The sequence below is a fragment of the Kribbella aluminosa genome, assembly GCF_017876295.1.
GTDB classification, from domain to species: Bacteria; Actinomycetota; Actinomycetes; order Propionibacteriales; family Kribbellaceae; genus Kribbella; species Kribbella aluminosa.
In genome coordinates, this window is record NZ_JAGINT010000001.1 from 4,155,813 (window position 1) to 4,177,904 (window position 22,092).

The following is a 22,092-nucleotide window of genomic DNA, read 5'->3' on the forward strand; positions in this document are numbered from 1 at the left end:
TCCGTGAAGAGAGTGCTCGCGCTGTGCGTGGTCGTCGTCCTTGCCGTCGCCGGTTGCAGCGGCAAGAAGGACTCCGGATCCGGGAGTAGTTCGACCGGTACGGATGCGGTCGCGCTGCTGACCGGTGCGAAGAAGGCGATCGACGACGCGGCCAGCGTGCACATCGTGCTGACCGGGCGCGACCTGCCGGCCGGCGCGCAGGCCCTGGTCAGCGGTGACGGCGTCGCCACGCACGCGCCGGCGTTCAAGGGCAAGCTGACCGTCCGGACGAACGGCACGCCGCTCGACGCGGAGGTGGTCGCGGTCGGGAGCAAGGTCTACGCGAAGGTGTCGTTCGCGCCGACCTTCATCGAGCTTTCGCCGACCCAGCTGGCCGGTCTCGGCGCGCCGGACCCTGCCGTCCTGCTCGATCCCACGAAGGGCCTGACCGCGGTCCTGCCGACGCTGAAGGACGCCAAGGTGAAGGGCCAGACCCGCGACGGGTCGAAGGTGCTGACCGAGGTCACCGGATCCGTCGCGGGCAAGTCGCTGCAGGGCATCTTCCCGAAGGCGCCCGCGGACAAGGACTTCCCGAGCACGTTCAAGATCGACAAGTCCACGCAGCAGCTGGTCTCGGCGACCATCACCGGTCAGTTCTACGCCGGCACCACCAGCAGCTACGACGTCACCTTGGACAAGTACGGCGAGAAGGTCGAGATCACCAAGCCGTGACGCCGGGGCTCTAGAGATGTCCGCCGCCGTGCGGCCCCGCGCCCAGCTGACGCTGGCGTCCATCGCCGTCGCGTTCGCGGCAGCGGACACGTACGTCGTCGTGCTCGCGTTGCCCGACATGATGTCCGGGGTCGGGCTGTCGGCCGACGAACTGCAACGGGCCGCGCCGATCATCTCGGGATTCCTGCTCGGGTACATCGCCGTACTGCCGTTGATCGGGCGGATCGCCGACGTCGCCGGGCGTACTCCGGTACTCGTCGGGGCGCTGCTGCTGTTCGCGGTCGGGTCGTTGGTGACGGCCGGTGCCTACGACTTGCCGCTGGTGGTGACCGGTCGGTTTCTTCAAGGGGTCGGCGGTGGTGGGCTGGTTCCGGCGACGCTCGCGCTGGTGGCCGATCTGTGGCCGGCCGAGCGGCGCGGGCTGCCCTTGGGTGTGGTCGGCGCGGTGCAGGAGTTGGGGTCCGTCCTCGGTCCGCTGCTGGGTGCGGCCGTACTCGCCGTCGCTGACTGGCGGTACATCTTCTGGCTCAACCTCACCGTCGCCGTCGTCCTCGCGCTGATGCTTCGCGGGTGGAGTTGGCCTCCCCCGTCCGCTGTCGTCGGGCTGCTCGCCTGTGTCGCGCTTGGGCTCACGTTGACGGCTCCGCAGGCGCTTGCGTCGGGCGTCACCCTCGGGCTGCCCTTCGTCCCGTTCACGGGTACGTCGCGGCTGTTGACGCCGATCGGTGTCGTGACGCTGGTCCTTGGGTTCCTCTGGCTTGCGCTGGTGCTGTGGCGGACGCGCAGTCATCTGCACGGCCTGCTGTCGCAGGTCGATCTGGTCGGCGCGCTGCTGCTGGCTCTCGCTCTGGCGGGCGTGGTGCTCGCGTTCGCGACGGCCGATCCCGAGAAGCAGCTGATGTCGCCGGCCGGGCCGTGGCTGCTGGTCGCTGCCGCCGTCTTCGCGGTGGTGTTCGCGCTGTGGCAACGGCGTACGTCGGCGGCGATCGTGCCGCGGGGTCTGCTCGGTGCGCGGGCGGCGTGGGGCTCGTTGGTGGTCAGCTTTCTGATCGGTTGCGCGCTGATCGCTGCACTGGTCGACGTACCGGTGTTTGCGCGTACGACGCAGGGCGGCGGTCAGTTGGCGGCAGCGCTGGTCCTGCTGCGGTTCCTGATCGCCCTGCCGGTCGGCGCGGTGGTCGGCGGGTGGTTGACGCGGCGGTACGGGCTCGGGCTGATCACCGGCGCCGGGCTGGGCCTGTCCGGGGTGATGTTCACGGTGATGGCGTTCTGGAGCCGTACGGCGCTCGACCACTGGCCGGCCACCTTCGTGCTGCTGGTCTGCGGGTTCGGGTTCGGGCTCGCGTTGTCGCCGGTCAACACCGCGATGCTCGGCGCGACACCGGGCGACAGCCACGGGCTGGTCAGCGCGCTCGTGGTCGTCGCGCGGATGGTCGGGATGCTGGTCGGGGTGTCCGCGCTGACCGCGATCGGCCTGCGCCGGTACTACGCCATTGCCAACGGCATCAAATCGCCGAACGAGCTCTGCCCGTCGACGCCGGCGAACTGCCGCCCGTACGTCGATGCGCTCCTGGACGCCGCCGTTTCACAAGTTCACGCGATCTTCGCCGGGGCGGCGGTGTGCGCGTTCCTGGCCGCGATCGTCGGCGTGCTGGTGCTCGGGCGGCGTGGTACAGCGCACACATGATGATCATCATGAGGGACAGCCGTCTCGCGTCGCGTACCGTGTGATGCTGTGAGCCCTGCACCTGCCTCCGGCCTGTGCTCGACGTTCTGTCGGGTGCTCCAGGAGCCATTGGCCGGTACGGCGGTGGTCGCGGCCGGCTGGGTCGTCGTCGAGCAGCCGGGTCCGTGGGGCGCGAAGGCGCCGACGCACAGCCACCTCGACCCGGCCTTCGGCGGGGCGTTCGACGACCGGTGCAAGAAGGCCGACGTACGCTTCGGGCTGATCCGCTCCCCCGGCCGGCACGCGGACGCGGTCGAGCGGTCGCACCAGGTCTTCGTCGCGTCGACCAGGCCCGGTCGTAGCTGGCTGCTCGGCGGCCGGGTCGCCGATCCCGCCGACCTGAGCGCGCTCGACCTGGACGCGGTGGCCCGCGGCGACCGTACGGCCGTGACCGCGTCGCTGCCCGGATTGACGATTGTCGACAATCCGATTGTGCTCGTGTGTACGAACGGCAAGCGCGACGAGTGCTGCGCCCTCCTCGGCCGGCCGCTCGTGTCCGGACTGGCCGAGCGGGCACCGGGGCGGGTGTGGGAGGCCAACCACCTCGGCGGGCACCGGTTCGCGCCGACCGCGACGTACCTGCCGGCCGGGACCATGCACGGGCAGCTGACCGTCGAGACGGCGGTCGAGATACTCACGGCCGCCGACCGCGGTGAGACAGTGCTGACCGGGCTGCGCGGCCGGTCCACCTGGACCAAGGGCGGTCAGGTGGCCGAGGTCGCCGTACGCGAGCTCATCGGAGAGTTTGCGCTGGATGCGTTGCAGGTCGTCGGCGAAGCTGCCGACACTGTCACCGTCCAGCATGCCGACGGCCGATCGTGGACCGTGCCGGTCACGAGTGCGCCGGCCGATCCACCTCGCCCGGACTCCTGCGGAAAGGAACCGTTCGCCATGCCGATCCTGCAAGCCGGTACCCCAGTGTCTGGTGGTGTCCGATGACCGAGGGCTTCGACGACCTGCTCGCCGCGAACGCGGAGTACGCCGCCGACTTCCACTACGGCGGGTTCGACGGGATCGCCCACGCCGGCATCGGCCTGGTCACCTGCATGGACTCCCGGATCCCCCCGCTGGAGATGCTCGGCCTGAAGGCCGGCGACGCCAAGGTCCTCCGCTCCGCCGGCGGCCGCGTCACCGAGATCACCATGACCGGCCTGGTCCTGGGCGTCCAGCTCCTCGGCGTCCGCCGGATCATGATCATCCCGCACACCCGCTGCGCGATGGCCGCGATGTCCGAGGACGAACTCCGCGCCAAGGTAGAACTCGCCGCCGGAAAACCCGCCGGCTACCTCCCCATCTCCGTCATCCCCGACCAGCTGGAAGCCCTCCGCCGCGACGTAGCCGCCGTCCGCGAACACCCCCTGATCGGCGAAACCATCCTGGTCGGCGGCTTCATGTACGACGTGGACACCGGCAAACTCACCCAGATCGACTGACCAGCACCCCGAACCCGTCGAGGTGCCGGGCGAGGCTGTACTCGAACAGCTCGCTCAGGTCGGCCACGACCTCCTCCGGAACGGCCGCGAGCAACGGGAACCGGCCGCCGGACAGCAACTCGTCCGCACGACGGCGTCTGTCCATCCACCACCGGTCCAGGCTGATACCCGTCTCCTGCTCGGCCTCGATCTCGTCCGCCATCGCACGCGCCGCGGTGATCACCACACCGTGCAGAGTGAGCGCTTCGCGGACACACACCTCGGCGGGGAGACCCAGGCAGTCGATGGCGCGCATCGTCCACTCGGTCTGGGCCGTCAGGTTCGGCACGAGCAGCGGGCGGGTGAACGACACCGCGGCAGGTAGCCAGAGGTGGCGGCGGCACAGATCCCACTGCCGGCGCGCGATCAGTTCGAGCTTCGCCCGCCAGCCGGCCGGGCCCGGTTCGGGGAGTTCGTACTCGCCGAAAACCGCGTCCACCATCTCGGTCAGCAGCTCGTCCTTCCCGGCCACATGCCGGTAGAGCGACATCGCCCCCACCCCGAGCTCCACCGCGACCCGGCGCATCGAAACCGCCTCGATCCCCTCCCCGTCCGCCACCAGCACCGCCGCCCGCAACACTTGCCCCTTGGTCAGCACCACCCGGGCAGCGCTCCCTGCGCGAGATGGGTGCCGGCCGCGGGGGCGGGCGACGACGGTGCCGGAGCCGACCTTGGTTTCGACCAGCCCCGCGTCGCGCAGCGCGGCCGTCACCTTGGTCGCGGTGGCGAGCGCGATCCCCCACCGGCGCGCGATCTCGCGCACCGACGGCACCCGATCCCCGGGCCGCAGTTCGCCGGTCAGGATCCGCGTCCGCAACTCCTTCGCAACACTCTCGTACGGCGCTTCCACCCGACCAAGTGTACTAGATCATTCTGCGCCCGAGCAGCACACTCTCGCCCAGCAAACAAGGGATTTCAGGGATCAGCTGAGTACGGTGTACGCATGGTCCACCATCCACCGTCCACCGGGCAGGCGGCCGTCCTCACCGTCCTGCACGACGCGTTCGCCGACGACCCACTGATCAGCTGGCTCTTCCCGGACACCACCACCCGAGCCGACCTCCAAACCGCGCTCTACTTCCGCCCGCTCCTCGCCCACCCAGCCGCCGAAGCCGACCTCGTCCAGGCCGGCTCAGGCGAACCAGCCGGCGCCTCCATCTGGCTCCACCTCGCCGCCGGCGAACCGCCGTACGGCTCACAGCCGCAAGCTCATCCCGGCGACGCCCGGGGCCGGCAGGGCGACCCAGGCGACACCCCGCTCGACCTGCCGGGCGACAGTCAGCGGCTCCGGGCACTTGGAGCGGAACTCGCACCGAGGCATCCGCACGACCAGGCGTACATCTACCTGCCGTGCATGGCCGTCACGCCGGCGCACCGTGGCCTGGGGCTGGGCTCGGAAATGTTGGAGCGCCGCCTGCGGTGGGCCGACTCGCTTGCGCTCGGCACCTATCTCGAAGCCAGCTCGCCGCGGAGCCGCGCGCTCTACCTCCGGCACGGCTTCCACGACCGCGGCGCACCGATCCAACTCGCAGACAGCCCGGCCCTCTGGCCCATGTGGCGGCCCACGACCAAAACAGGAGTCCACCGATGACCGATCGACCGATCTTCGTCTTCGTACACGGCACCCACTCGTCCTCGAGTTCGTGGAACGATCTCGTCAACGAGCTCACCCTGCGCGGCCATCGCTGCGTCACAGTCGACCTGCCCGGACACGGTACGGGCGGCTTCTTCCCGCGCGCGTACCAGGCACCACAGGACCTCCGCGGACTCGCCACCGAACCGTCTCCGCTGGCAACCCGCACCCTCGACGAGTACGTCGACCACACGATCGCCGTCGTACGCCGGGCGTCCGAGCACGGCCCTGTCATCCTCGTCGGCGCCAGCCAAGGTGGTGTCACCCTCAGCCGCGTCGGCAACGCCGTACCGGAGCTCCTGGAACGACTCGTCTACGTCTCGGCGTACTGCTGCGTCGACCTCCCCAGCATGGCGGCGTACTTCGCCACACCGGAGAACGGCGACAGCCTCGTCGACCAGGTCACCAAAGCCGTCGTGGGCGACCCGGCGGTCCTCGGCGTGGCCAGAGTCAACTGGCGGACCGCCGACCCCGGCCTCATCGCCGGCATCAAGGAATGTCTCGCCGCCGGCTTCACCGACGATGCGACGCACAACCTGCTGAACCACTTCCAGCCCGACGAGCCCGCCGCGATCCCGCTCGCGGACGCCCGTGGCCACGCGGACACCTGGGGCCGGATCCCCCGCACGTACGTCCGCTTCACCGCGGACCGTCTGATCCCGCCCGCCCTCCAGAACCGCTTCATCACCGAGGCAGACCGTCTGACTCCAGACAATCCCACCGACATCCGCGACGTACCCGCGCCACACGCCGGCCCGATGAGCCGCCCCGAACTGGTCGCCATCCTCGACTCCCTGGCCAGTCCGTCAGAGCAGTCGTAGAGGGTCGTGTCAGCAGCGACCTAGCGGCTGTCGTACTCCGCGCGGGCGGCGTCGATGTGCGGCAGGTGCGTGATGCTCCACTCGAGCAGCGGTGCGGTGGCCTCGCGCAGGGTCCGGCCCATCGTGGTCAGCTCGTAGCTGACGTGCGGCGGCATGACAGTGCGGACCGTGCGCGTCAGGATCCCGTCGCGCTCGAGGTCGCGCAGAGTCACTGTGAGCATGCGCTGGCTGATGCCGTCGATGCCCCGCTTGAGCTCGGTGAAGCGTCGCGGCCCGTCCTTGAGCATGCGCACGATCAGCAGCGCCCACTTGTCCCCGACGATCCCGAGGACTTCGCGGGCTTGGCAAGGGTCCTGCATGGTTACCTCCTGAGAACCGGGTCACCGAAAAGTGCCGTATTGCCCCGTGCGCACCGTCTGGACCACGATGTTATCGGTTACGAAAGGGTACCGAGGCACGAGGAGGAACCGTACGACTATGGCCACATTTCTGTTGGTACACGGCGCCTGGCACAGCGGGCAGAGCTGGGACCGGGTGGTCCCGCTGCTGGAATCGGCCGGGCACCGGGTGCTCGCGCCGTCGCTGACCGGTTACGGCGACAAGGCACACCTGCTCGGCCCCGAGGTCGGGCTCGGTACCCACGTTGACGACGTTGCCGGCCTGATCGAAAGCGAACGTCTCGACGATGTCGTGCTCGTTGGCCACAGCTACGCCGGGCTGGTCATATCGGGGGTTGCCCACCGGGTCCCGGAGCGCATCGCACAGCTGGTGTTCCTCGACGCGATGGTTCCCGAAGACGGCGAAACCGCGGTCGATGTCCTTCCGGTCACCAAACAGCTCATCGATGTCGCTGTCGACGGCTGGCGGGTTCCGCCGATGCCGGAGCAGCCGCCGCCGCTCGGCTTGTTCGGAGTCACCGATCCCACGGACGTCGCCTGGTTGCGCTCGATGCTGTCGGACCACCCGGTGCGGTGTCTCGAGGAGCCGGTCCGGCTGGACGACCCGGCGGCGCGGGCGATCCCGCGTACGCACATCCACTGCGTCGCGGGGCGGCCGGCGGGCATCATTCGGCGTGCCGTCCCGGCAGGCGAGCGGGTGCGGGAGCTGCCGACCGGCCATGACTGCATGATCACCATGCCCGTCGAACTCGCCGGGCTACTGCTCGAGGCAGCCTAGTCATCGCCGAGGCCGGCCCCGGTTGACGCGCAGTAGGTCGGGAAATCTGATAGACACGCCTCTATGAGACTCCGCCCCAGCTCATTTCATCGTTCGTTGGTTGCCGGTGCGTTGGCGTTGACGGCTGTGCTGTCCGGTGTGCCGGTCGCGCAGGCGGTGCCTGATGCAGCGGCGGTGTTTCGGGGCGGGCCGGTTACCGGGTGTCTGGATCACTCGGTTGTGGGGACGGTTGAGGAGCAGCGGCTCAGCAGGGGCATCGACGGTGGGCCGTCGGTGCCGGCGGAGATCTTGCGGCGGTCGGGGTTCGATCGGCAGGTGGCCCTGTTCGGGCAGTTGCTGTGCCGGGTGCCCAATCGCCAGGCGGCCGGGGCGCTCGTACGGGCGCAGGGCGAGGCGCTGTGGCGTGCGGCGACGTACCGGGCGCAGCACGCACCGAGTGATGCCGAGGCGCTCCCCTCGACCGATGACCGCGGGCTGTACTGGGCTCGGATCTCCATGGCGCTCGCAGTGCGCCAGTGGCAACCTGCGTTCGGACTCGGTACGGCGGAGCGCGCCGAGCTGATGCGCTCCTTCGAGTACTCGTCCCGCGGTATCACCAGTACCCGCTTCACTCCGGGCGTCCGGAAGCTCCTCGTCACCGGGTTCGACCCGTTCACGCTGGACGCGGACATCCGGATCGGCAACCCGTCCGGCGCGAACGCGCTCACGCTCGACGGGCGGCGCTGGAAGGTCAACGGCACGACGTACGAGATCCAGACCGTGGTCTTCCCGGTGCGCTACCCGGACTTCGACCAGAACATGGTCGAGAATGCTCTCGCGCCGCATTACCACCCGGGACCGCAGCGCGCCGACCTGGTGATGACCGCGAGCCAGGGCCACGTCGGGATCTTCGATCTCGAGGTGTTCAACGGGCGGCGGCGATCCGTCAGCTCGATCGGCGACAACAACAACCTCTGGGGCGGCGGCACGATCAGCGCCCCGGTCGTCTCCCCCAGCATGCCGGCCGGCCCGGAGTGGATCACGTCCAGCCTGCCGCTGGCGCGGATGGCCCAGGCCGACGTCGGGCCGTTCCGCACCCGCGTCAACACGTCCGTCCTCGAGATCCCCGCCGGTGAGACCACGCCCGTACGGCGGCCGGACGGGCCGACCGCCGGATCGATCGCGTCCGAAGGTACCGGCGGCGGCTACCTCTCCAATGAAGTTGCCTACCGCAACACTCTGCAGCGCGACCTGCTCGACCCGTCGATGCCGGCCGGTCACCTGCACGTACCGGTGCTGACCTTCGGCCTGACGAACAAGACCGCGATCACGGACCCGACGTACGAGGCGAACCGGGACGCGATCGTCGCCGGCGCTCACGCGGTGCTTCGCGCTGCGCTGTGATCAGAATAGTGGTCATGTGATCACTATTCTGATCACAGATTGAGGATCTCGGCGGTCCGGACCGGCAGCCCGTTGTCGAACGATCGATCGGCCGCCAGCCCGGTCACCAGCACCAGCGCCGCTTGTCGCGCGTCGGCGATCGAAGCCCCGTCGGTCGGCTCGTCGTCCAGCATCGCGGCCAGGACCCGTGGATCCGCGCCCCCGTGGCCCTCATGGTCGTGGTCGACGGTGTGTGATCGATCGGCGGCGACCAGAACGGCCGCAGCGTGCTGACCGTAAATGTCGACTCTTCGACATTCATCTCCAGCCGGCCACCCGACCCGTTGAACATCACCCGGCAGCCCTCGAACGGTGCGTACGCCGTCAGGTGGTACATCATCGTGGCGCCGGTGTCGTACGTGACCAGCACGGCCATATCGTCCTCGATCGACACCCTGGGCGCGAACACGTTCCGGTCACGGTAGTACCCGTCCTCCCCCTCGGCGTCCAGGCACAGCTCCCGCATCGTCGCGTTATCGCTCAGCTGCAACGCGAACGGATCGTCCGCCGCGACCGCGGATCCGTGCGCGCGCTGGTAGTCCCGCGCGTACCCGCGTCGGTCGTCATCGGCTTCTCGCAGATCACCCGTGCCCCGGCCCCCGTGCGGCAGGAACAGCGTCGCGGACACCAGCCCGAGGCAGAACCCACGCCCCGGGAACCGGGTGCGCGCGAGGACATATCCCGCGCAGGAAGTGACTACTAAACTGATCACTACCCTCCCGGCGGTGATCAGTATTGTGTTCATGAAGTACCGGCTGAACGATGCCTCCCGCCAAGCAGTCAGGTAGTTCGACCAGAGGAAGTGCGAGCGCACTCCCGAGCGCCCAGAACAACAGATACAGCCACGCCAGCCCGCTGACCAGCAGCCCCCAACCTGCTCAGGCCCATGCGTTCGCCGCCTGTACGACGTACTCGTTGCCCTCGACAAACACACTTCCAGCCCGACGACTTCACCGGCGTACTGCGGGACTGCGGCAACCGGAGCAACCTCCGAGATGCGTGGCTCCGGCTGGGAGCACGTCGTCGCCAGCCCGAACGCCGAACGCGCCTGTGCCCTCGACACCATCGCCGAACTCTCCGACCTCACCGCCAGCCGCATCAACGTCATCGCCGGCCACACCGGCGCCGAGGCCGTCCTGCGCGGCCTCCAACCCCACCCCGACGGCTCCCTCACCCTCGCACCCACCCAGTTGCTGCAGGCAACATAACCCTCCGCAACCTGCTCTTCCGCGGCCACGAGATCGATCTCACCGCCACCGCCGACACCCACCACCTCACCGTCGACGGCCGTCCCCTACCGCCCGCCACGACCCCTCGCCGTACCCGCCCGCTGACCTCAGCTGGACAGGATCGTGGCGATCGCTTCGACCACGGACTCGACATGGTGGTCGGCGACAGGCGTGTCGGTTGCGTTGTGGTCACCGACGCGGATCGTGCGCAGCCCGGCCGCGATCCCGCCGGCGATGTCGTACGACGGGTGGTCGCCGACCATCCAGCCGCCCTCCAGCGTGGCGCCGGTACGCTCGGCGACCAGCTCGAAGATCCGCGGGTCGGGCTTGCGTACGCCGACCGCGCCCGAGACGCACGCATAGTCGACGGCCTTGTCGATCTGCGTGTACTCCAGCTTCAGGTCCTGCTGCGCCGGGTCCCCGTTCGTCACCACGGCCACCCGCCAGCCGGCCGAGCGCAGCGAAGCCAGCCCGTCCAGGACAGCCGGCCGTACCCATGTGAACAGCGGATGCTCCTCGTCGTACGACGCGACCAGATCGTCCACCGATGCCGCGATCCCGAACCGCTCCCGCGCCATCGAGAACAACTCCGCCCGCGGCCGGAACCCACCGTTGTCATGAGCAACGAACCACTCGAGCGCCGTCTCGTGCAGCCCCTGAAGCTCCACCCACCACCGGGCCCACCGCAAGAACGCACCGTTGCGATCGATCAACGTGTTGTCCAAGTCGAAACAGGCCAACCGCGCAGTGCGAACCTGTTGCTTGAGCAGCGCCATGGCAACCAAGGCTAACCGCAACAGGACGTCACCGCTCCCCAATGCCTTGTGCACCGCCCCGTTCCCAGGGCCGAGGATCGGGGTTGGGGAGGATTGCTTTCCGGAACGGGAAGAAGGCCTCCCCAAGGCCCCGCTCCTGGTCGTCCGAGTGTCGCTCCAGGCGAACCGGACACCCCGGCGTTCACGCGACCTGCGCCGCCGCACTGGCCACCGTGCGGATGCTCGATGACGACGCCCGCCGCGCCGATGCCTCCCGAGTCCGCGGCTACCTGATTTGGCTGGACACCGCCAACGCCGGTGGCGACCCATTCAGCCAGGCCACGCCGGCGACGGTGCCGTGCGGTGCGGTGCGGTGCGGTGCTACCAGCAGACTGTCGCCAACTGCAAACTGTCCACCATCAACACCACCCTCGCCGCGATCGGCGATCTCTACCTGCGCCTCGGCCTCGGTGCGTACAGCGACTATCACCTCATCAGGGTTGCCGAGGCCGGCCCGGTCCGTCGCCGTCCGGAGTAACAGCGAGGCAACAATCGTGGGTGATGATTCGGTGATGCCACCACTGAAGCCACCCCGCCGTGCCGAGGATCAGACCCGGCGTGTCCGGGACCTGCTCCGTGCTGAGATCGTCGCAGGCGGTTTCGGGGACCGATCGCTCCCCTCCGAGGAGGAGTTGCGGCTGGAATTCGGGGTCCCGCGGGCGTCGGTGCGTCAGGCTCTTGACCTGTTGCAGGCGGAGGGGTTGATCGAGCGGGTGCGTGGCCAAGGGACCTTCGTCGTCGGCCTGCACATCAACCACACCATGGGTGAGCTTCACGGGGTCGAGGATCCTGCGGAGGACAGCGTCTGGAACGGGCGCATGAGGGCGGGTCTGGTCGACTGGCGCGATGTCCCGGCGCCGCCGCCGGTCGCCCGGATGTTGCGCGTCCCGCCGGGCACGACCCTCCTGCGCATCGATTACGTGGCGCACCTCGACGACATGGCCTTCGGCGGTGCCACGAACTACCTGACCTACCCGGAAGCCTCGGCGCTGCGTCCCGAGATGTTCCATGACGACTTCTACGCGCTGCTCCGGAAGGTTGGCATTCGACTCGAGGAGAGCGTCTTCCGGCTCGACGCGACGACAGCAGACGAGTACGACGCCGAGCTCTACGGCATCAGCGAAGGCGACCCCATGGCCAGCATGGAGATGGTGTATTCGATCAACGGCCGTCCGGTCGACGCGGCATTCGGTCGGAGTTGGGGGACCAAGGCGACGTTCCTCTCCAGGGCGGTCCACGTGGCGGCGAAACCTGGCGGAGCCTGATCGATTCTCGGCGTTACGCAGCGTCTCGGGCTCGATCTGAGCGTGGAATCAGTCCTCGATCACGGCGAAACTTTGGCGTTACGCGGCGCGACTGTGGGCGAAACGGCGTCTCTTCACGCTTCTGGGCATGAACGTCACGACCTCTCGTGGACGCCGCGAGGCACGGAGTCAGGCCCCGCGCTGGCTCCGTGACGAACTGCGCGCCGAGGTCCTGAGCGGCGGTTTCGCCGGCGGCCTGCTCCCTGTCGAGTCCGACCTGATGCGGATCTATTCGGTGCCACGTGCGGTCGTTCGCTCTGCGTTGGACCTGCTCCGGCGCGAGGGCCTGATCGAGCGGATCCAGGGCACCGGGACGCTGGCGGTCGCGCAGAAGCGGGCGGGGCGGCTCCTCGAATACCACGGCGTGATCGGGGACACCGCGACCATCCTGAACGGCGCCTCTAGCCGCGTGCTGGCGATGGAGGTGATGCCGATGCCCCGCATAGTCGCGCGGCATCTCGACGAGGCGCCGGGGACCGAATGCCTCCTCCTCGAGTACGTCGGTTACGTCTACGGCGAGTCCCTCGGGATCTACAGCAACTATCTGCGCTTCCCCGAAGCCGAGGCGGTGGCCAGCACCGTCTTCTCGACCCACTTCTACAAGTTGCTCGAGGACGCCGGACTCGTCATCGGCGAGACCGACTTCCGGATCGAGGCACTCGTCGCTGACGACCTGGTCGCCACGCTCCTCGACGTCGAGGCCGGCGCACCGCTGATCGGCCTCGAGCAGGTCATCCGTGACCGCGAGGGCCGACCGTACGACTACGCAGTGCTGCGCAGTCGCGGTGACCGCATCTCGCTGATCTCCTCCGAGATCCGCGCCCAACTCCCCGCCACGCGACAGGACAACGGAGGTGAGCCGCGATGACCCGGTTCATGATCAAGCGACTCGTCTACGCCGTGCCGATCCTGCTCGGCGTGGCCGTGATCGTCTTCGGAACAGTGAAGATCATCCCCGGCGACCCAGTCGCGTTGCTGGCTGGGATGAACTCGACGGAGGAGCAGAAGCAGGCGATCCGCTCCAGCCTCGGCCTTGACCAGAACGTCATCGTGCAGTTCTGGCGCTGGTTCAGCAATGCCGTCACCGGCGACCTGGGCACGAGCATCGCGCAGCATCGCCCGGCTGGCGGACTGGTGTTCTCCGCCTTCGGGAACACGCTGATCCTGGCGCTGTACGCCATGGTGATTGCGCTGGTTCTCGGCGTTCTCCTGGGCTCGGTCGCCGCCCTCATGCCGAAGAGCTGGATCGGTAAGACCTGTTCGGCGATCAGCTCGATCGCCGTCTCGGCTCCGCAGTACTCCGTCGCGCTGCTCTTCATCATCTTCGTCGCCCTCGGCACCGGGGCCTTTCCGGTCTCGGGGATACACGGCAACAGCGGCAGGGGCCTCGTGGATCTGCTCTGGCACGGGTTCCTTCCAGCGTTGACGTCCGCGCTCGTGCCTGCGGGCATGATCGGGCGCGTCTTCCGGGCCTCCCTGCTCGATGCGCTCTCGATGGACTTCGTCGAGGCACTTCACGCCCGCGGACTCAGCAGGTACCGGGTTCTCGGGCACGCGATGCACAACACGTTGCCATCGCTGCTGACGATGGCGGGGCTGCAGGTCGGCTATCTCCTGGGTGGCGTGGTGTTCGTCGAGACCATCTTCAGTTGGCCCGGGCTCGGGCAGCTCCTCTTCAGCTCGATCTCCAACCGTGACCTGCCGGTCACCCAGGCCGGCGTCCTCGTCAGTGCCGCGGCCTTCGTGCTCGTCAACATCGTCGTCGACAGCGCCCATGCTCTCATCGACTCACGAGTGAGGACCGCATGACCACCACGACCCCGCACGCCATCGCGATCGTCCCTGGACAGGCGAAGGCTGCGAAGCGCAAGCGCTCCATCCCGATCGGGATCTACGTGTACGGCGGGCTCGCTGCCGCCCTCGTCCTGCTCGGGATCGTCGGCCCCTGGATCGCCTCGCATCCGAACGACCAGGATCTGGCCGCACGCCTCCTCGCCTCAGGCAATGGGGGCCATCTGCTCGGCACTGATGGCCAGGGGCGCGATGTCCTCGCCCGACTTGTCGATGGTGCCCGCCCGAGCATGATCTCGGCACTCCTTCCGGTCGCGATCGCGGGTGTTCTGGGGTCGGCGCTGGGAATTGCCGCGGGAGTTGCGCCGGGCTGGTTGCACTCGTTCCTGATGCGGACGCTCGACGTCTTCTACGCTTTCCCCGCTGTTCTGCTGGCGATCGCGATCGCCGCGGCGCTCGGCCCGGGCACGGCGACCACGGTCATCTCGCTCTCGGTCGTACTTATTCCGCCGATCGCCCGGATAGCCGAGACCGAGACGATGCGGCTCCACGGCATGGACTTCATGGAGGCCGCTCGGGCGAGTGGAGCTGGATCCCTGAGGATCGCGGTCCGCCAGGTCGTGCCCAACGTGACCCCCGCGCTCGTTGTCTACTCGACCAGCATGGTCGGCCTCGCGCTCGTCTTCGCAGGCGGTATGAGCTTCCTCGGCCTCGGCGTCGCGCCACCCGATCCCGAGTGGGGCCAGATGATCAACGAGCAACGCCAGTACATGTACACGGCGCCGGCGAGTGCCTTGGTCCCTGCTCTTGTCATCTTCGGGGCCTCTCTCATCTTCAACCAACTGGGCGACGCACTCCGCGACCTGCTCGACATCCGAAGGAGCATCCGATGAGCAGCGATCTGGTCGTCAAGGATCTCCACACCACCTTCGGCAGCGGCGACCGCTCGATCCGTGCCGTTCGTGGCATCGACCTGGCCATCGAAGCCGGCGGAACGTTCATCCTGCTGGGCGAGTCCGGCAGCGGCAAGTCGGTCACGGCCCGGTCGTTCATGCGGCTCTACCGGTCAGGCACCACCATCACCGGAAGCATCCGGCTGGGCGACCAGGAGTTGCTCGGCCTCGGCGAGCGCGAGATGCGGGCGATGCGTGGATCGAAGATCGGGATGGTCCCCCAGGATCCGACGGGCGCGCTCGACCCGCTCCGCTCGATCGGGTCCCAGATCGTCGAGGTTCTACGGGCCCATCAGATCGTGACCGACAAGAAGCTCGCCAAGGAGCGGGCGGTGGGGCTGCTCGAGCAGGTCGGTATTGCCGATCCGGCGCGTGTCTTCAAGGCCCGCGCCCACCAGCTGTCCGGCGGTATGCGGCAGCGTGCCGTGATCGCCGTTGCGATCGCCTGCAACCCGGAGGTTCTGATCGCCGACGAGCCGACGACCGCCCTCGACGTCACCATACAGGCGGCCGTCCTCGAGCTCTTCCGGAGTCTCCAGCAGCAGCTCGGGATGTCACTCCTCATGGTCACCCATGACGTGGGTATCGCCGAGGAGCTGGGAGGTCAGGTGGGCGTGATGTACGCCGGCAAGATGATGGAGACCGGACCGGTGCGCGATGTGCTCGCCGCGCCCAGACACCCTTACACACAAGGGCTCCTGGCCTCGCTACCGCTACCCGGGATCCCCCGGGGACAGCTCCAGGTCATTCCCGGCCGCCCTCCGCTCACGGGCGAGACGAGCACGGGATGTGCCTTCGCAGCCAGGTGCTCCCTCGCGCAGGAGAGCTGCCTGACCACGCCGCCGTCCCTCCTGGTGGTCGGCCCCGGGCGCGGGTCCGCCTGCCCCATCGTCAATCCCGGCGCTGTCCTGGCGAGTGAGGAGATCCCCGCGTGAACGTCCTGAAGGCAGTGGACGACCTGCCGACCCACCGTCGTGACGCGAGGCCCCTTCTCGAGGCACAGGACCTGGTGAAGGTCTTTGGCACTGGGGTTCGAGCCGTGTCGAACGTGAGTCTCTCGGTCGCACCGGGCGAGACGCTCGGCATCGTCGGTGAGTCCGGTTGCGGCAAGTCGACCACAGCGAAGATGATGCTGCGCCTCCTCACTCCGGACTCCGGGCGGGTGCTCTTCGACGGGGAGGACGTCCATCGGATGAAGCGTAAGAAGCTCAAAGAGCTCCGTCGGCGGCTTCAGGTCGTTCCGCAGAATCCGCAGACCAGCCTCAACCCGCGCCTCAGCATCGGCGAGTCGATCGACTTCAACATGGCAGCCAGTGGCTATGCCCGCAGCGCCCGTCAACGGAGGATCCCGGAGCTTCTGGACCGAGTCGGCCTTGACCCCTCCTATGGCGACCGCTATCCCCACCAGTTGTCGGGCGGCCAGTTGCAGCGCGCTGCGATCGCTCGAGCCCTTGCCACTGAACCGGAGCTCGTGGTGTGCGACGAAGCTGTGAGCGCTCTGGACAAGTCGGTCCAGGCACAGGTGCTGAATCTGCTCTCGGAGCTCCAGACCGAGCTGGGGCTGGCCTACCTGTTCATCAGCCACGACCTTGCGGTCGTGGAGCACATCTCCGATCGGGTTGCCGTGATGTATCTGGGCAGGGTGGTCGAGGCCGGGCCGGCGGAGCAGATCTGGAACGACCCGCGCCACCCCTACAACGCGACCCTGCTCTCATCGACGCCCGGCCTCAACAGGTCCCGGATCGTCCTGGCTGGGGAGCTTCCGAACCCTGCTTCCCCGCCCAGCGGCTGTGGGTTCCGCACGCGATGCCCGCTTGCCTCGGAGGCGTGTGCCACCGACTGGCCCGTCCTGACCATCCGCACTCCGGGTCACTACGCATCCTGCATCCACCAGGAGCCGATGGCCCTCATGCCCACCCTGGTGACCGCCTGATCAGCGGTCCGCTCGCAACCGACCTGAAATCGAGCGGCTGCGACCCATCACGAACACCACCTCATCCGACCGTCACCTGAGCGGCTGGCTCATGCATCACGCCCCGAGAAAGGCGCACCATGAAACTCCTCCCCTCGCGACGGCGCGGTCGTCGCATCATCGCGGTCGCAGCCGTGGTCGTCTCCCTGATGTCCGCGGCAGCCTGCGGTGGCAGCAGCGGTGCCGCGGCCCCGTCAAGCCAGCCGGGCGTCCTGACCGTCGCCATGACCGCCGCCGACGTGCCGAACCTGGACACCCTCCTCACCGGGGGACAGGGCTACGAGGGCAACCGCTTCGCCGGCAACACGCTCTACGACAGCTTGACGAAGTACGACCTCAAGCAGGCCGGCAAGATCCCGGGCATAGTCCCTGGCCTGGCCGAGTCCTGGGAGGTCAGCGACGACAAACTGACCTGGACCTTCCACCTGCGCAAGGGCGTCACCTTCCACGACGGAACGCCCTTCAACGCCGACGCGGTGGTCTACAACTACGACCGCTACCTGAAGCCGAAGGCGCCACAGTTCGACCAGACGGTCGCGAGCCGTGCGGGCCCTCGGCGGCGCAGCCATCGCTTCCTACAAGAAGATCGACGACATGACGGTATCGATCACGTCGAAGGGACCGGACGCCCATCTCGACTCCGACATCGTGTTCCTCTACATCGCCAGCCCGACTGCCCTCCAGAAGTACGGCAAGGACTTTGCCGAGCACCCGGTCGGTACCGGTCCTTTCGTCTTCCAATCCCTCACCCGTGGGCAGCAGGCGACCTTCACGGCCAACAAGGACTACTGGGGAGGTGCCCCGAAGATCAACAAGCTCGTCCTCAAGCCGATGCCCGACGTCTCCGCCCGACTGGCCGCGCTGCGCTCGGGCGAGGTGAACTGGGCCGAAGCGCCGAACCCCGACGACATCGCCAGCCTGAAGTCCGACGGATTCCAGGTCTTCACGAACAGTTACGACCACGTCTGGCCCTGGATCTTCGACCTCTCGTACAAGCCGCTCAGCGACCCGAAGGTGCGACGGGCCCTCAACCTTGCGATCGACCGCGAGACGATGGCGAAGGAGCTCCTCAAGGACACGGCCGACCCGGCCTACCAGATCCCCGCCGTCGCCAACCAGGCCTACGACAAAGGGAACGACGTCTACTCCTACAAGCTTGGCGAGGCGAAAAGGCTCCTCGCCGAGGCGGGGTACGCCGACGGGTTCACGATGTCGCTCTCCTACCCGACCTCGGGGTCGGGCAACATGCAGCCGGGTCCGATGAACCAGCTCATCCAGGCTGACCTGGCAAAGATCGGTGTGAAGGTCGAGCTCAAGCCGATCGAGTGGGCCGCCATGCTGACGTCCATCACCACAGGGAAGATCCCGGACCAGGCGAACGCGATCAACATCTCGCTCACCATGCTCCAGGAGAGCTCGTGGTCGATGTACTTCGCCACCAACGGCTACATCAACGTCGGTCACTACTCCAATCCGAAGGTCGACAAGCTCCTGGCCCAGGCGCAGGCGGAGTTCCACACCACCAAGCGGTTCCAGCTCTACTCCCAGGCGAGCAAGCTCATCGGAGCTGACGCGCCCTGGCTCGTCGTCGTCAACGACCGCAACCCCCGAGTCCTCGGCCCGGACGTCCACGGATTCGTCCAGCCGAAATCCTGGTTCGTCGACTTGACCACCGTTTCTGTCGGCAGCTGACAGCAGTCCCCGGTGCGGGTCCGACCTGGGCCCGCACCACCAACCCTCGGAGAAAGGGAAGGCTTCGCCATGCCCGAAAACACCGTCTCTGATCAGGAAATGGTCGCCGCTCTTCTTCAGCTCCACACCCTCTCCCCCGCGCCGGACGAGGTCGACAAGCTCATCGCTGCGTATGGGCCTACCCGTGCCGCGGTTGCCGCGCTATACACGATGCCCGGTGTCCGCTACGAGGAGCCGGCGATCACCTTCGATCCCCGAGTCTGACCATGACTCACCTGACAACGGCGCCCGCGAGGGCGACTTCTTCTCGGCGATCTTCACGCCGTACTGGGACGGTGCGGGCAATCCCGTGCTGAGCCTGCCGACAGGGGTGGCCGAGAACGGCCTCCCCCGCAGCCTGCAGATTGCAGGGCGACCCTTCGAGGAGGCCCTCGTGCTTCGTGCCGGAGACGCTTTCAGCAGGCCACCGACTGGCACCTCCGGGTGCCCAACTGTTGGGAGTTGACGCATGACCAGCGACACCATGCTCACGTTGTCCGAGGCCGCAGTCGCGCTCCGCACAGGTGAGACGACCTCAGTCGGACTCGTCCAGAACGCGATCGCCGTAGCCGACGCACACGACGATGCGGTGGGGATGTTCATCGACCGCTACACCGACCGGGCTTTGGCGGCCGCAACTGCCGCGGATGCGGACCTTGCGGCCGGCAGGTTGGTGGGTCCGCTCCACGGCCTTCCGCTGGGGATCAAGGACATCATCACCACCGCCGACGGCCCGACCACCGCGCAGTCCCTCGTCCACGACCCGTCCTCGTTCACCGGTGACGCAGTCGTCGTCCAGCGACTCAAGCAGGCCGGCGGCATCATCATGGGGAAACTCACCACGATGGAGTTCGCGATCGGTGCGCCCGACGAGACCAAGCCGTTCCCGGTGCCCCGCAACGCATGGTCGCTGGACCACTGGGCCGGTGGTTCGAGCTCCGGGTCAGGCAGCTCGGTCGCGCTCGGCGCCGTCCTCGGTGCGCTCGGCACTGACACGGGCGGCTCTATCCGGATCCCCGCGGCGTTCAACGGAATCACGGGCCTGATGCCGACGTACGGACGAGTCCCGAAGTCTGGCTGTGTGCCGCTCGGCTTCACTCTCGACCACATCGGCCCGATGGCGCGCAGCGCCGAGGACTGTGCGCTCATGCTCGACGTCCTCGCTGGTCCGGACAGCTCCGACCCCACGACCCTCGACGTGCCCGTGGCCGACTACAGCGGGGCATTGACGGGCGATCTGACCGGTCTCAAGATCGGAGTCGACAAGCTCGCCCGGGTGGCCGGTGACGACGCTGATCCGGCCTTGGATCAGGCATGGAACGCCGCGCTCGAGGTCCTTGCCGGCCGCGGCGCGGAGATCGTCGGGATGGAGATCCCGTACTACCAGGCCATGGCCACTGCGGACTTCGTGAACATGCTCGGCGAGGCCTTGGCCTATCACCTGCCAGACCTGCAGGCGAAGTGGTCCGACTACGGCGCAGCGACCCGTCTCATCCTTGCCCAGGGCGCCTTCTACAGTGCGGCCGACTATGTCCAGGCCGCCCGCGCCCGAAGGGTAGGGGTCAGGGCGATCACCGATCTGTTCTCGACCGTCGACGTGATCGCCACGCCAACGGCCAGCACCGGAGCTACATCGTTTGCCGATCTGGACAGCCGCGGTGTCGTGCGGGCCATGAGCGCGATCCACACCGGCTACTGGGACAGCACCGGCAACCCGGTGCTGACCGTTCCGTTCGGCTTCACCGGTCCGGGCCTCCCGCTCGGGCTCCAGTTCGCGGGCCGGCCGTTCGACGAGGCGACCCTCCTGCGGATCGGCGACGCCTTCCAGTCGGTGACCGATTTCCACCTCCAGGCGCCGGCCCTTCTAGATCAGGAGCTCGCAGCATGAGTGACACCACGTTCCCCCGCACGATCGCTGACGCCGCGACAGCTTTGCGTGACGGCTCGCTCACCAGCGTTCAGCTCGCCCAGCACTCGATCGACCAGGCGAACAAGCTCGACGACAAGGTCGGCGTCTACATCGCACGCTATGACGAGACGATGCTCGAGGAGGCCGCGAAGGCGGACGCAGTGCTCGCCTCTGGTGATGAGGTCCGCCCGCTCCACGGCATCCCGCTTGGCATCAAGGACATCATCACGACCCGGGAAGGGGTGACGACAGCTCAGTCCATCGTCCTGGACCGCTCCTGGGGGAACGGCGACGCCGTCGTCGTTGCACGGTTGCGGGAGGCCGGCGGACTCATCTCGGGCAAGCTCACCACGATGGAGTACGCCTGCGGCGTCCCTGACGAGGCGATGCCCTTCCCGATCTGTCGCAACCCATGGGACCTCGACCGCTGGTCGGGTGGCTCGTCGTCGGGCACCGGATCCGGGATCGCGTCAGACATCTTCCTCGGCGGGCTCGGCACGGACACCGGCGGATCCATCCGCATCCCTGCGATGTTCTGCGGGGTCTCAGGCCTGATGCCGACCTCGGGTCGAGTGCCGAAGTCGGGTTGTGTGCCTCTCGGTTACAGCCTCGACCACATCGGCCCGCTCGCACGATCGGCACGTGACTGCGCCACCATGCTCAGCGCCCTCGCGGGCTACGACGCCAGCGACGCGACGGCCATCGACACGCCAGTCGACGACTATGTCGGCGCGCTGACCGGAGACCTCACGGGCCTGACGATCGGCGTCGACGTCACCAGTGGCGCCGACAACGCGCCGTACGTCGACCCCAACCTCGTACCTGCGCTCGAGGCGGCGGTGGCGGCGCTCAGGGCTCGAGGCGCGACCGTTGTGGAACTCGCCCTCCCGCTCTTCGAGGAGGCGATCGGGATGCTCTGGCCGATCAACGCCGGTGAGTCGTTCGCCTATCACATGCCCGATGCCCAGAGTCGGCTCCAGGACTATTCGTTCGGTGTGAGGGCCGCGCTCGCCGGCGGCGTGATGTTCTCGGCCGCGGACTACGTCCAGGCCCAGCGTGGCCGGCGTGTGGTGCAGAAGGCGATGCGGGACGAGGTCTTCTCCAAGGTCGACCTTGTCCTCACGCCTGCTGCGTTCCAAGGCGCCATCTCCCTCGCGGAGATGGGGCCGCAGAACGACATACACACCTGGTTCCGAGCGGTGAACACGCCGTTCTGGGACCTCACGGGCCATCCGGTGATCAGCGTGCCGGTCGGCTTCACCCATGACGGCCTCCCGCTCGCCATGCAGTTGGCAGGCCGCCCGTTTCAAGAAGCGACCGTGCTCAGGGCCGCTGACGCCTTCCAGCTCGACACCAATTGGCACCTGCGGGTGCCCGAAATCGCAAAGTAGGGAGTTCAGAGCTGACGCTGGAGAACACTGCGGTCC

At 67.9% G+C, this 22,092-nt stretch carries 24 protein-coding genes and 1 pseudogene; 21 read left to right on the top strand and 4 right to left on the bottom strand.

Features of this window, described 5'->3' with window-relative positions:
* Positions 1-3 precede the first annotated feature (3 nt).
* Genes JOF29_RS19920 through JOF29_RS19935 form a run of 4 tightly spaced genes read left to right on the top strand, consistent with a single transcriptional unit; the run spans position 4 to position 3,870 of the window.
* Complete coding sequence (locus JOF29_RS19920; RefSeq protein ID WP_209695662.1) at positions 4-711, top strand: LppX_LprAFG lipoprotein; 708 nt, start codon at positions 4-6, stop codon at positions 709-711.
* A 16-nt stretch (positions 712-727) separates the two neighbouring features.
* Complete coding sequence (locus JOF29_RS19925) at positions 728-2,398, top strand: MFS transporter (protein ID WP_209695663.1); 1,671 nt, start codon at positions 728-730, stop codon at positions 2,396-2,398.
* Positions 2,399-2,446: 48 nt separating this feature from the next.
* Positions 2,447-3,376: a ferredoxin family protein gene (locus tag JOF29_RS19930; protein ID WP_209695664.1), complete on the top strand. Its 930-nt coding sequence runs from the start codon at positions 2,447-2,449 to the stop codon at positions 3,374-3,376.
* The gene (locus tag JOF29_RS19935; RefSeq protein ID WP_209695665.1) at positions 3,373-3,870 is read left to right on the top strand and encodes a beta-class carbonic anhydrase; all 498 of its coding nucleotides are present in this window, start codon (positions 3,373-3,375) and stop codon (positions 3,868-3,870) included. Before JOF29_RS19930 ends, JOF29_RS19935 begins: the two co-directional genes overlap by 4 nt.
* Here JOF29_RS19935 and JOF29_RS45410 read toward each other — a convergent pair.
* A complete protein-coding gene (locus JOF29_RS45410) occupies positions 3,854-4,759 on the bottom strand; it encodes a GntR family transcriptional regulator (protein ID WP_209695666.1) in 906 nt (301 codons plus the stop codon). The two genes, JOF29_RS19935 and JOF29_RS45410, sit on opposite strands and share 17 nt — an antisense overlap.
* 93 nt (positions 4,760-4,852) lie before the next feature.
* On the opposite strand from JOF29_RS45410, the gene JOF29_RS19945 reads away from it, so the two are divergent.
* Both JOF29_RS19945 and JOF29_RS19950 read left to right on the top strand, forming a co-directional pair.
* On the top strand, positions 4,853-5,500 hold the full coding sequence (locus tag JOF29_RS19945) for a GNAT family N-acetyltransferase (RefSeq protein WP_209695667.1): 648 nt from the start codon (positions 4,853-4,855) through the stop codon (positions 5,498-5,500).
* Positions 5,497-6,363 carry an alpha/beta fold hydrolase gene (locus JOF29_RS19950; RefSeq protein WP_209695668.1) on the top strand — a complete coding sequence of 289 codons (867 nt, stop codon included), beginning with the start codon at positions 5,497-5,499 and terminating at the stop codon, positions 6,361-6,363. The genes JOF29_RS19945 and JOF29_RS19950 overlap by 4 nt, the downstream gene beginning before the upstream one ends.
* 20 nt (positions 6,364-6,383) lie before the next feature.
* Here JOF29_RS19950 and JOF29_RS19955 read toward each other — a convergent pair whose 3' ends face one another.
* Positions 6,384-6,722, bottom strand: coding sequence for a winged helix-turn-helix transcriptional regulator (locus JOF29_RS19955; RefSeq protein ID WP_209695669.1), 339 nt, complete (start codon positions 6,720-6,722; stop codon positions 6,384-6,386).
* 118 nt (positions 6,723-6,840) lie between these two features.
* Between JOF29_RS19955 and JOF29_RS19960 the strand changes: the two genes are divergently transcribed.
* Both JOF29_RS19960 and JOF29_RS19965 read left to right on the top strand, forming a co-directional pair.
* Positions 6,841-7,539, top strand: a complete 699-nt coding sequence (locus JOF29_RS19960; protein ID WP_209695670.1) for an alpha/beta fold hydrolase — start codon at positions 6,841-6,843, stop codon at positions 7,537-7,539.
* A 63-nt stretch (positions 7,540-7,602) separates the two neighbouring features.
* Positions 7,603-8,922, top strand: coding sequence for a PA0049 C-terminal domain-containing protein (locus JOF29_RS19965; RefSeq protein WP_209695671.1), 1,320 nt, complete (start codon positions 7,603-7,605; stop codon positions 8,920-8,922).
* Between the two features lie 103 nt (positions 8,923-9,025).
* On the opposite strand, the gene JOF29_RS19970 is transcribed toward JOF29_RS19965, so the two are convergent.
* Positions 9,026-9,673 (bottom strand): hypothetical protein, encoded by a 648-nt coding sequence (locus JOF29_RS19970; protein WP_209695672.1) that lies wholly within the window; start codon positions 9,671-9,673, stop codon positions 9,026-9,028.
* Between the two features lie 283 nt (positions 9,674-9,956).
* Between JOF29_RS19970 and JOF29_RS19975 the strand changes: the two genes are divergently transcribed.
* Positions 9,957-10,169 carry a hypothetical protein gene (locus tag JOF29_RS19975; protein ID WP_209695673.1) on the top strand — a complete coding sequence of 71 codons (213 nt, stop codon included), beginning with the start codon at positions 9,957-9,959 and terminating at the stop codon, positions 10,167-10,169.
* A gap of 128 nt (positions 10,170-10,297) precedes the next feature.
* Here JOF29_RS19975 and JOF29_RS19980 read toward each other — a convergent pair whose 3' ends face one another.
* A complete protein-coding gene (locus tag JOF29_RS19980) occupies positions 10,298-10,966 on the bottom strand; it encodes an HAD family hydrolase (protein WP_209695674.1) in 669 nt (222 codons plus the stop codon).
* Between the two features lie 352 nt (positions 10,967-11,318).
* Here JOF29_RS19980 and JOF29_RS19985 point away from each other — a divergent pair, with 352 nt between their 5' ends.
* From JOF29_RS19985 to JOF29_RS20040, 12 genes and pseudogenes are all read left to right on the top strand, one after another.
* Positions 11,319-11,483 carry a hypothetical protein gene (locus JOF29_RS19985; RefSeq protein WP_209695675.1) on the top strand — a complete coding sequence of 55 codons (165 nt, stop codon included), beginning with the start codon at positions 11,319-11,321 and terminating at the stop codon, positions 11,481-11,483.
* Between the two features lie 34 nt (positions 11,484-11,517).
* Entirely contained in the window at positions 11,518-12,270 is a 753-nt protein-coding gene (locus JOF29_RS19990; RefSeq protein ID WP_209695676.1) for a GntR family transcriptional regulator, read from the top strand.
* A 127-nt stretch (positions 12,271-12,397) separates the two neighbouring features.
* Positions 12,398-13,177, top strand: a complete 780-nt coding sequence (locus JOF29_RS19995; protein WP_209695677.1) for a GntR family transcriptional regulator — start codon at positions 12,398-12,400, stop codon at positions 13,175-13,177.
* Positions 13,174-14,118 (top strand): ABC transporter permease, encoded by a 945-nt coding sequence (locus tag JOF29_RS20000; RefSeq protein ID WP_209695678.1) that lies wholly within the window; start codon positions 13,174-13,176, stop codon positions 14,116-14,118. The genes JOF29_RS19995 and JOF29_RS20000 overlap by 4 nt, the downstream gene beginning before the upstream one ends.
* Entirely contained in the window at positions 14,115-14,993 is an 879-nt protein-coding gene (locus JOF29_RS20005) for an ABC transporter permease (protein ID WP_209695679.1), read from the top strand. Before JOF29_RS20000 ends, JOF29_RS20005 begins: the two co-directional genes overlap by 4 nt.
* Positions 14,990-15,988 (top strand): ABC transporter ATP-binding protein, encoded by a 999-nt coding sequence (locus tag JOF29_RS20010; RefSeq protein ID WP_209695680.1) that lies wholly within the window; start codon positions 14,990-14,992, stop codon positions 15,986-15,988. Before JOF29_RS20005 ends, JOF29_RS20010 begins: the two co-directional genes overlap by 4 nt.
* Positions 15,985-16,986, top strand: a complete 1,002-nt coding sequence (locus JOF29_RS20015) for an ABC transporter ATP-binding protein (protein ID WP_307863485.1) — start codon at positions 15,985-15,987, stop codon at positions 16,984-16,986. Before JOF29_RS20010 ends, JOF29_RS20015 begins: the two co-directional genes overlap by 4 nt.
* A gap of 263 nt (positions 16,987-17,249) precedes the next feature.
* Positions 17,250-17,540, top strand: a pseudogene (locus JOF29_RS46000) (ABC transporter substrate-binding protein); the annotation flags it as partial.
* A 28-nt stretch (positions 17,541-17,568) separates the two neighbouring features.
* On the top strand, positions 17,569-18,717 hold the full coding sequence (locus JOF29_RS20025) for an ABC transporter substrate-binding protein (protein ID WP_307863486.1): 1,149 nt from the start codon (positions 17,569-17,571) through the stop codon (positions 18,715-18,717).
* A 69-nt stretch (positions 18,718-18,786) separates the two neighbouring features.
* Positions 18,787-18,981 (top strand): hypothetical protein, encoded by a 195-nt coding sequence (locus tag JOF29_RS20030; protein ID WP_209695682.1) that lies wholly within the window; start codon positions 18,787-18,789, stop codon positions 18,979-18,981.
* 244 nt (positions 18,982-19,225) lie between these two features.
* Entirely contained in the window at positions 19,226-20,644 is a 1,419-nt protein-coding gene (locus JOF29_RS20035) for an amidase (RefSeq protein ID WP_209695683.1), read from the top strand.
* Positions 20,641-22,056, top strand: a complete 1,416-nt coding sequence (locus tag JOF29_RS20040) for an amidase (protein ID WP_209695684.1) — start codon at positions 20,641-20,643, stop codon at positions 22,054-22,056. The genes JOF29_RS20035 and JOF29_RS20040 overlap by 4 nt, the downstream gene beginning before the upstream one ends.
* Positions 22,057-22,092 lie beyond the last annotated feature (36 nt).

What these genes read in the sequence shown, in the direction of transcription:
- JOF29_RS19925 (WP_209695663.1), top strand. Translation starts at nt 728, where the DNA reads ATGTCCGCCGCCGTGCGGCCCCGCGCCCAGCTGACGCTGGCGTCCATC.
- JOF29_RS19935 (WP_209695665.1), top strand. Translation starts at nt 3,373, where the DNA reads ATGACCGAGGGCTTCGACGACCTGCTCGCCGCGAACGCGGAGTACGCC.
- JOF29_RS19945 (WP_209695667.1), top strand. Translation starts at nt 4,853, where the DNA reads ATGGTCCACCATCCACCGTCCACCGGGCAGGCGGCCGTCCTCACCGTC.
- JOF29_RS19950 (WP_209695668.1), top strand. Translation starts at nt 5,497, where the DNA reads ATGACCGATCGACCGATCTTCGTCTTCGTACACGGCACCCACTCGTCC.
- JOF29_RS19955 (WP_209695669.1), bottom strand. Translation starts at nt 6,722, where the DNA reads ATGCAGGACCCTTGCCAAGCCCGCGAAGTCCTCGGGATCGTCGGGGAC.
- JOF29_RS19960 (WP_209695670.1), top strand. Translation starts at nt 6,841, where the DNA reads ATGGCCACATTTCTGTTGGTACACGGCGCCTGGCACAGCGGGCAGAGC.
- JOF29_RS19965 (WP_209695671.1), top strand. Translation starts at nt 7,603, where the DNA reads ATGAGACTCCGCCCCAGCTCATTTCATCGTTCGTTGGTTGCCGGTGCG.
- JOF29_RS19975 (WP_209695673.1), top strand. Translation starts at nt 9,957, where the DNA reads ATGCGTGGCTCCGGCTGGGAGCACGTCGTCGCCAGCCCGAACGCCGAA.
- JOF29_RS19980 (WP_209695674.1), bottom strand. Translation starts at nt 10,966, where the DNA reads ATGGCGCTGCTCAAGCAACAGGTTCGCACTGCGCGGTTGGCCTGTTTC.
- JOF29_RS19990 (WP_209695676.1), top strand. Translation starts at nt 11,518, where the DNA reads ATGCCACCACTGAAGCCACCCCGCCGTGCCGAGGATCAGACCCGGCGT.
- JOF29_RS19995 (WP_209695677.1), top strand. Translation starts at nt 12,398, where the DNA reads ATGAACGTCACGACCTCTCGTGGACGCCGCGAGGCACGGAGTCAGGCC.
- JOF29_RS20000 (WP_209695678.1), top strand. Translation starts at nt 13,174, where the DNA reads ATGACCCGGTTCATGATCAAGCGACTCGTCTACGCCGTGCCGATCCTG.
- JOF29_RS20005 (WP_209695679.1), top strand. Translation starts at nt 14,115, where the DNA reads ATGACCACCACGACCCCGCACGCCATCGCGATCGTCCCTGGACAGGCG.
- JOF29_RS20010 (WP_209695680.1), top strand. Translation starts at nt 14,990, where the DNA reads ATGAGCAGCGATCTGGTCGTCAAGGATCTCCACACCACCTTCGGCAGC.
- JOF29_RS20030 (WP_209695682.1), top strand. Translation starts at nt 18,787, where the DNA reads ATGCCCGAAAACACCGTCTCTGATCAGGAAATGGTCGCCGCTCTTCTT.
- JOF29_RS20035 (WP_209695683.1), top strand. Translation starts at nt 19,226, where the DNA reads ATGACCAGCGACACCATGCTCACGTTGTCCGAGGCCGCAGTCGCGCTC.
- JOF29_RS20040 (WP_209695684.1), top strand. Translation starts at nt 20,641, where the DNA reads ATGAGTGACACCACGTTCCCCCGCACGATCGCTGACGCCGCGACAGCT.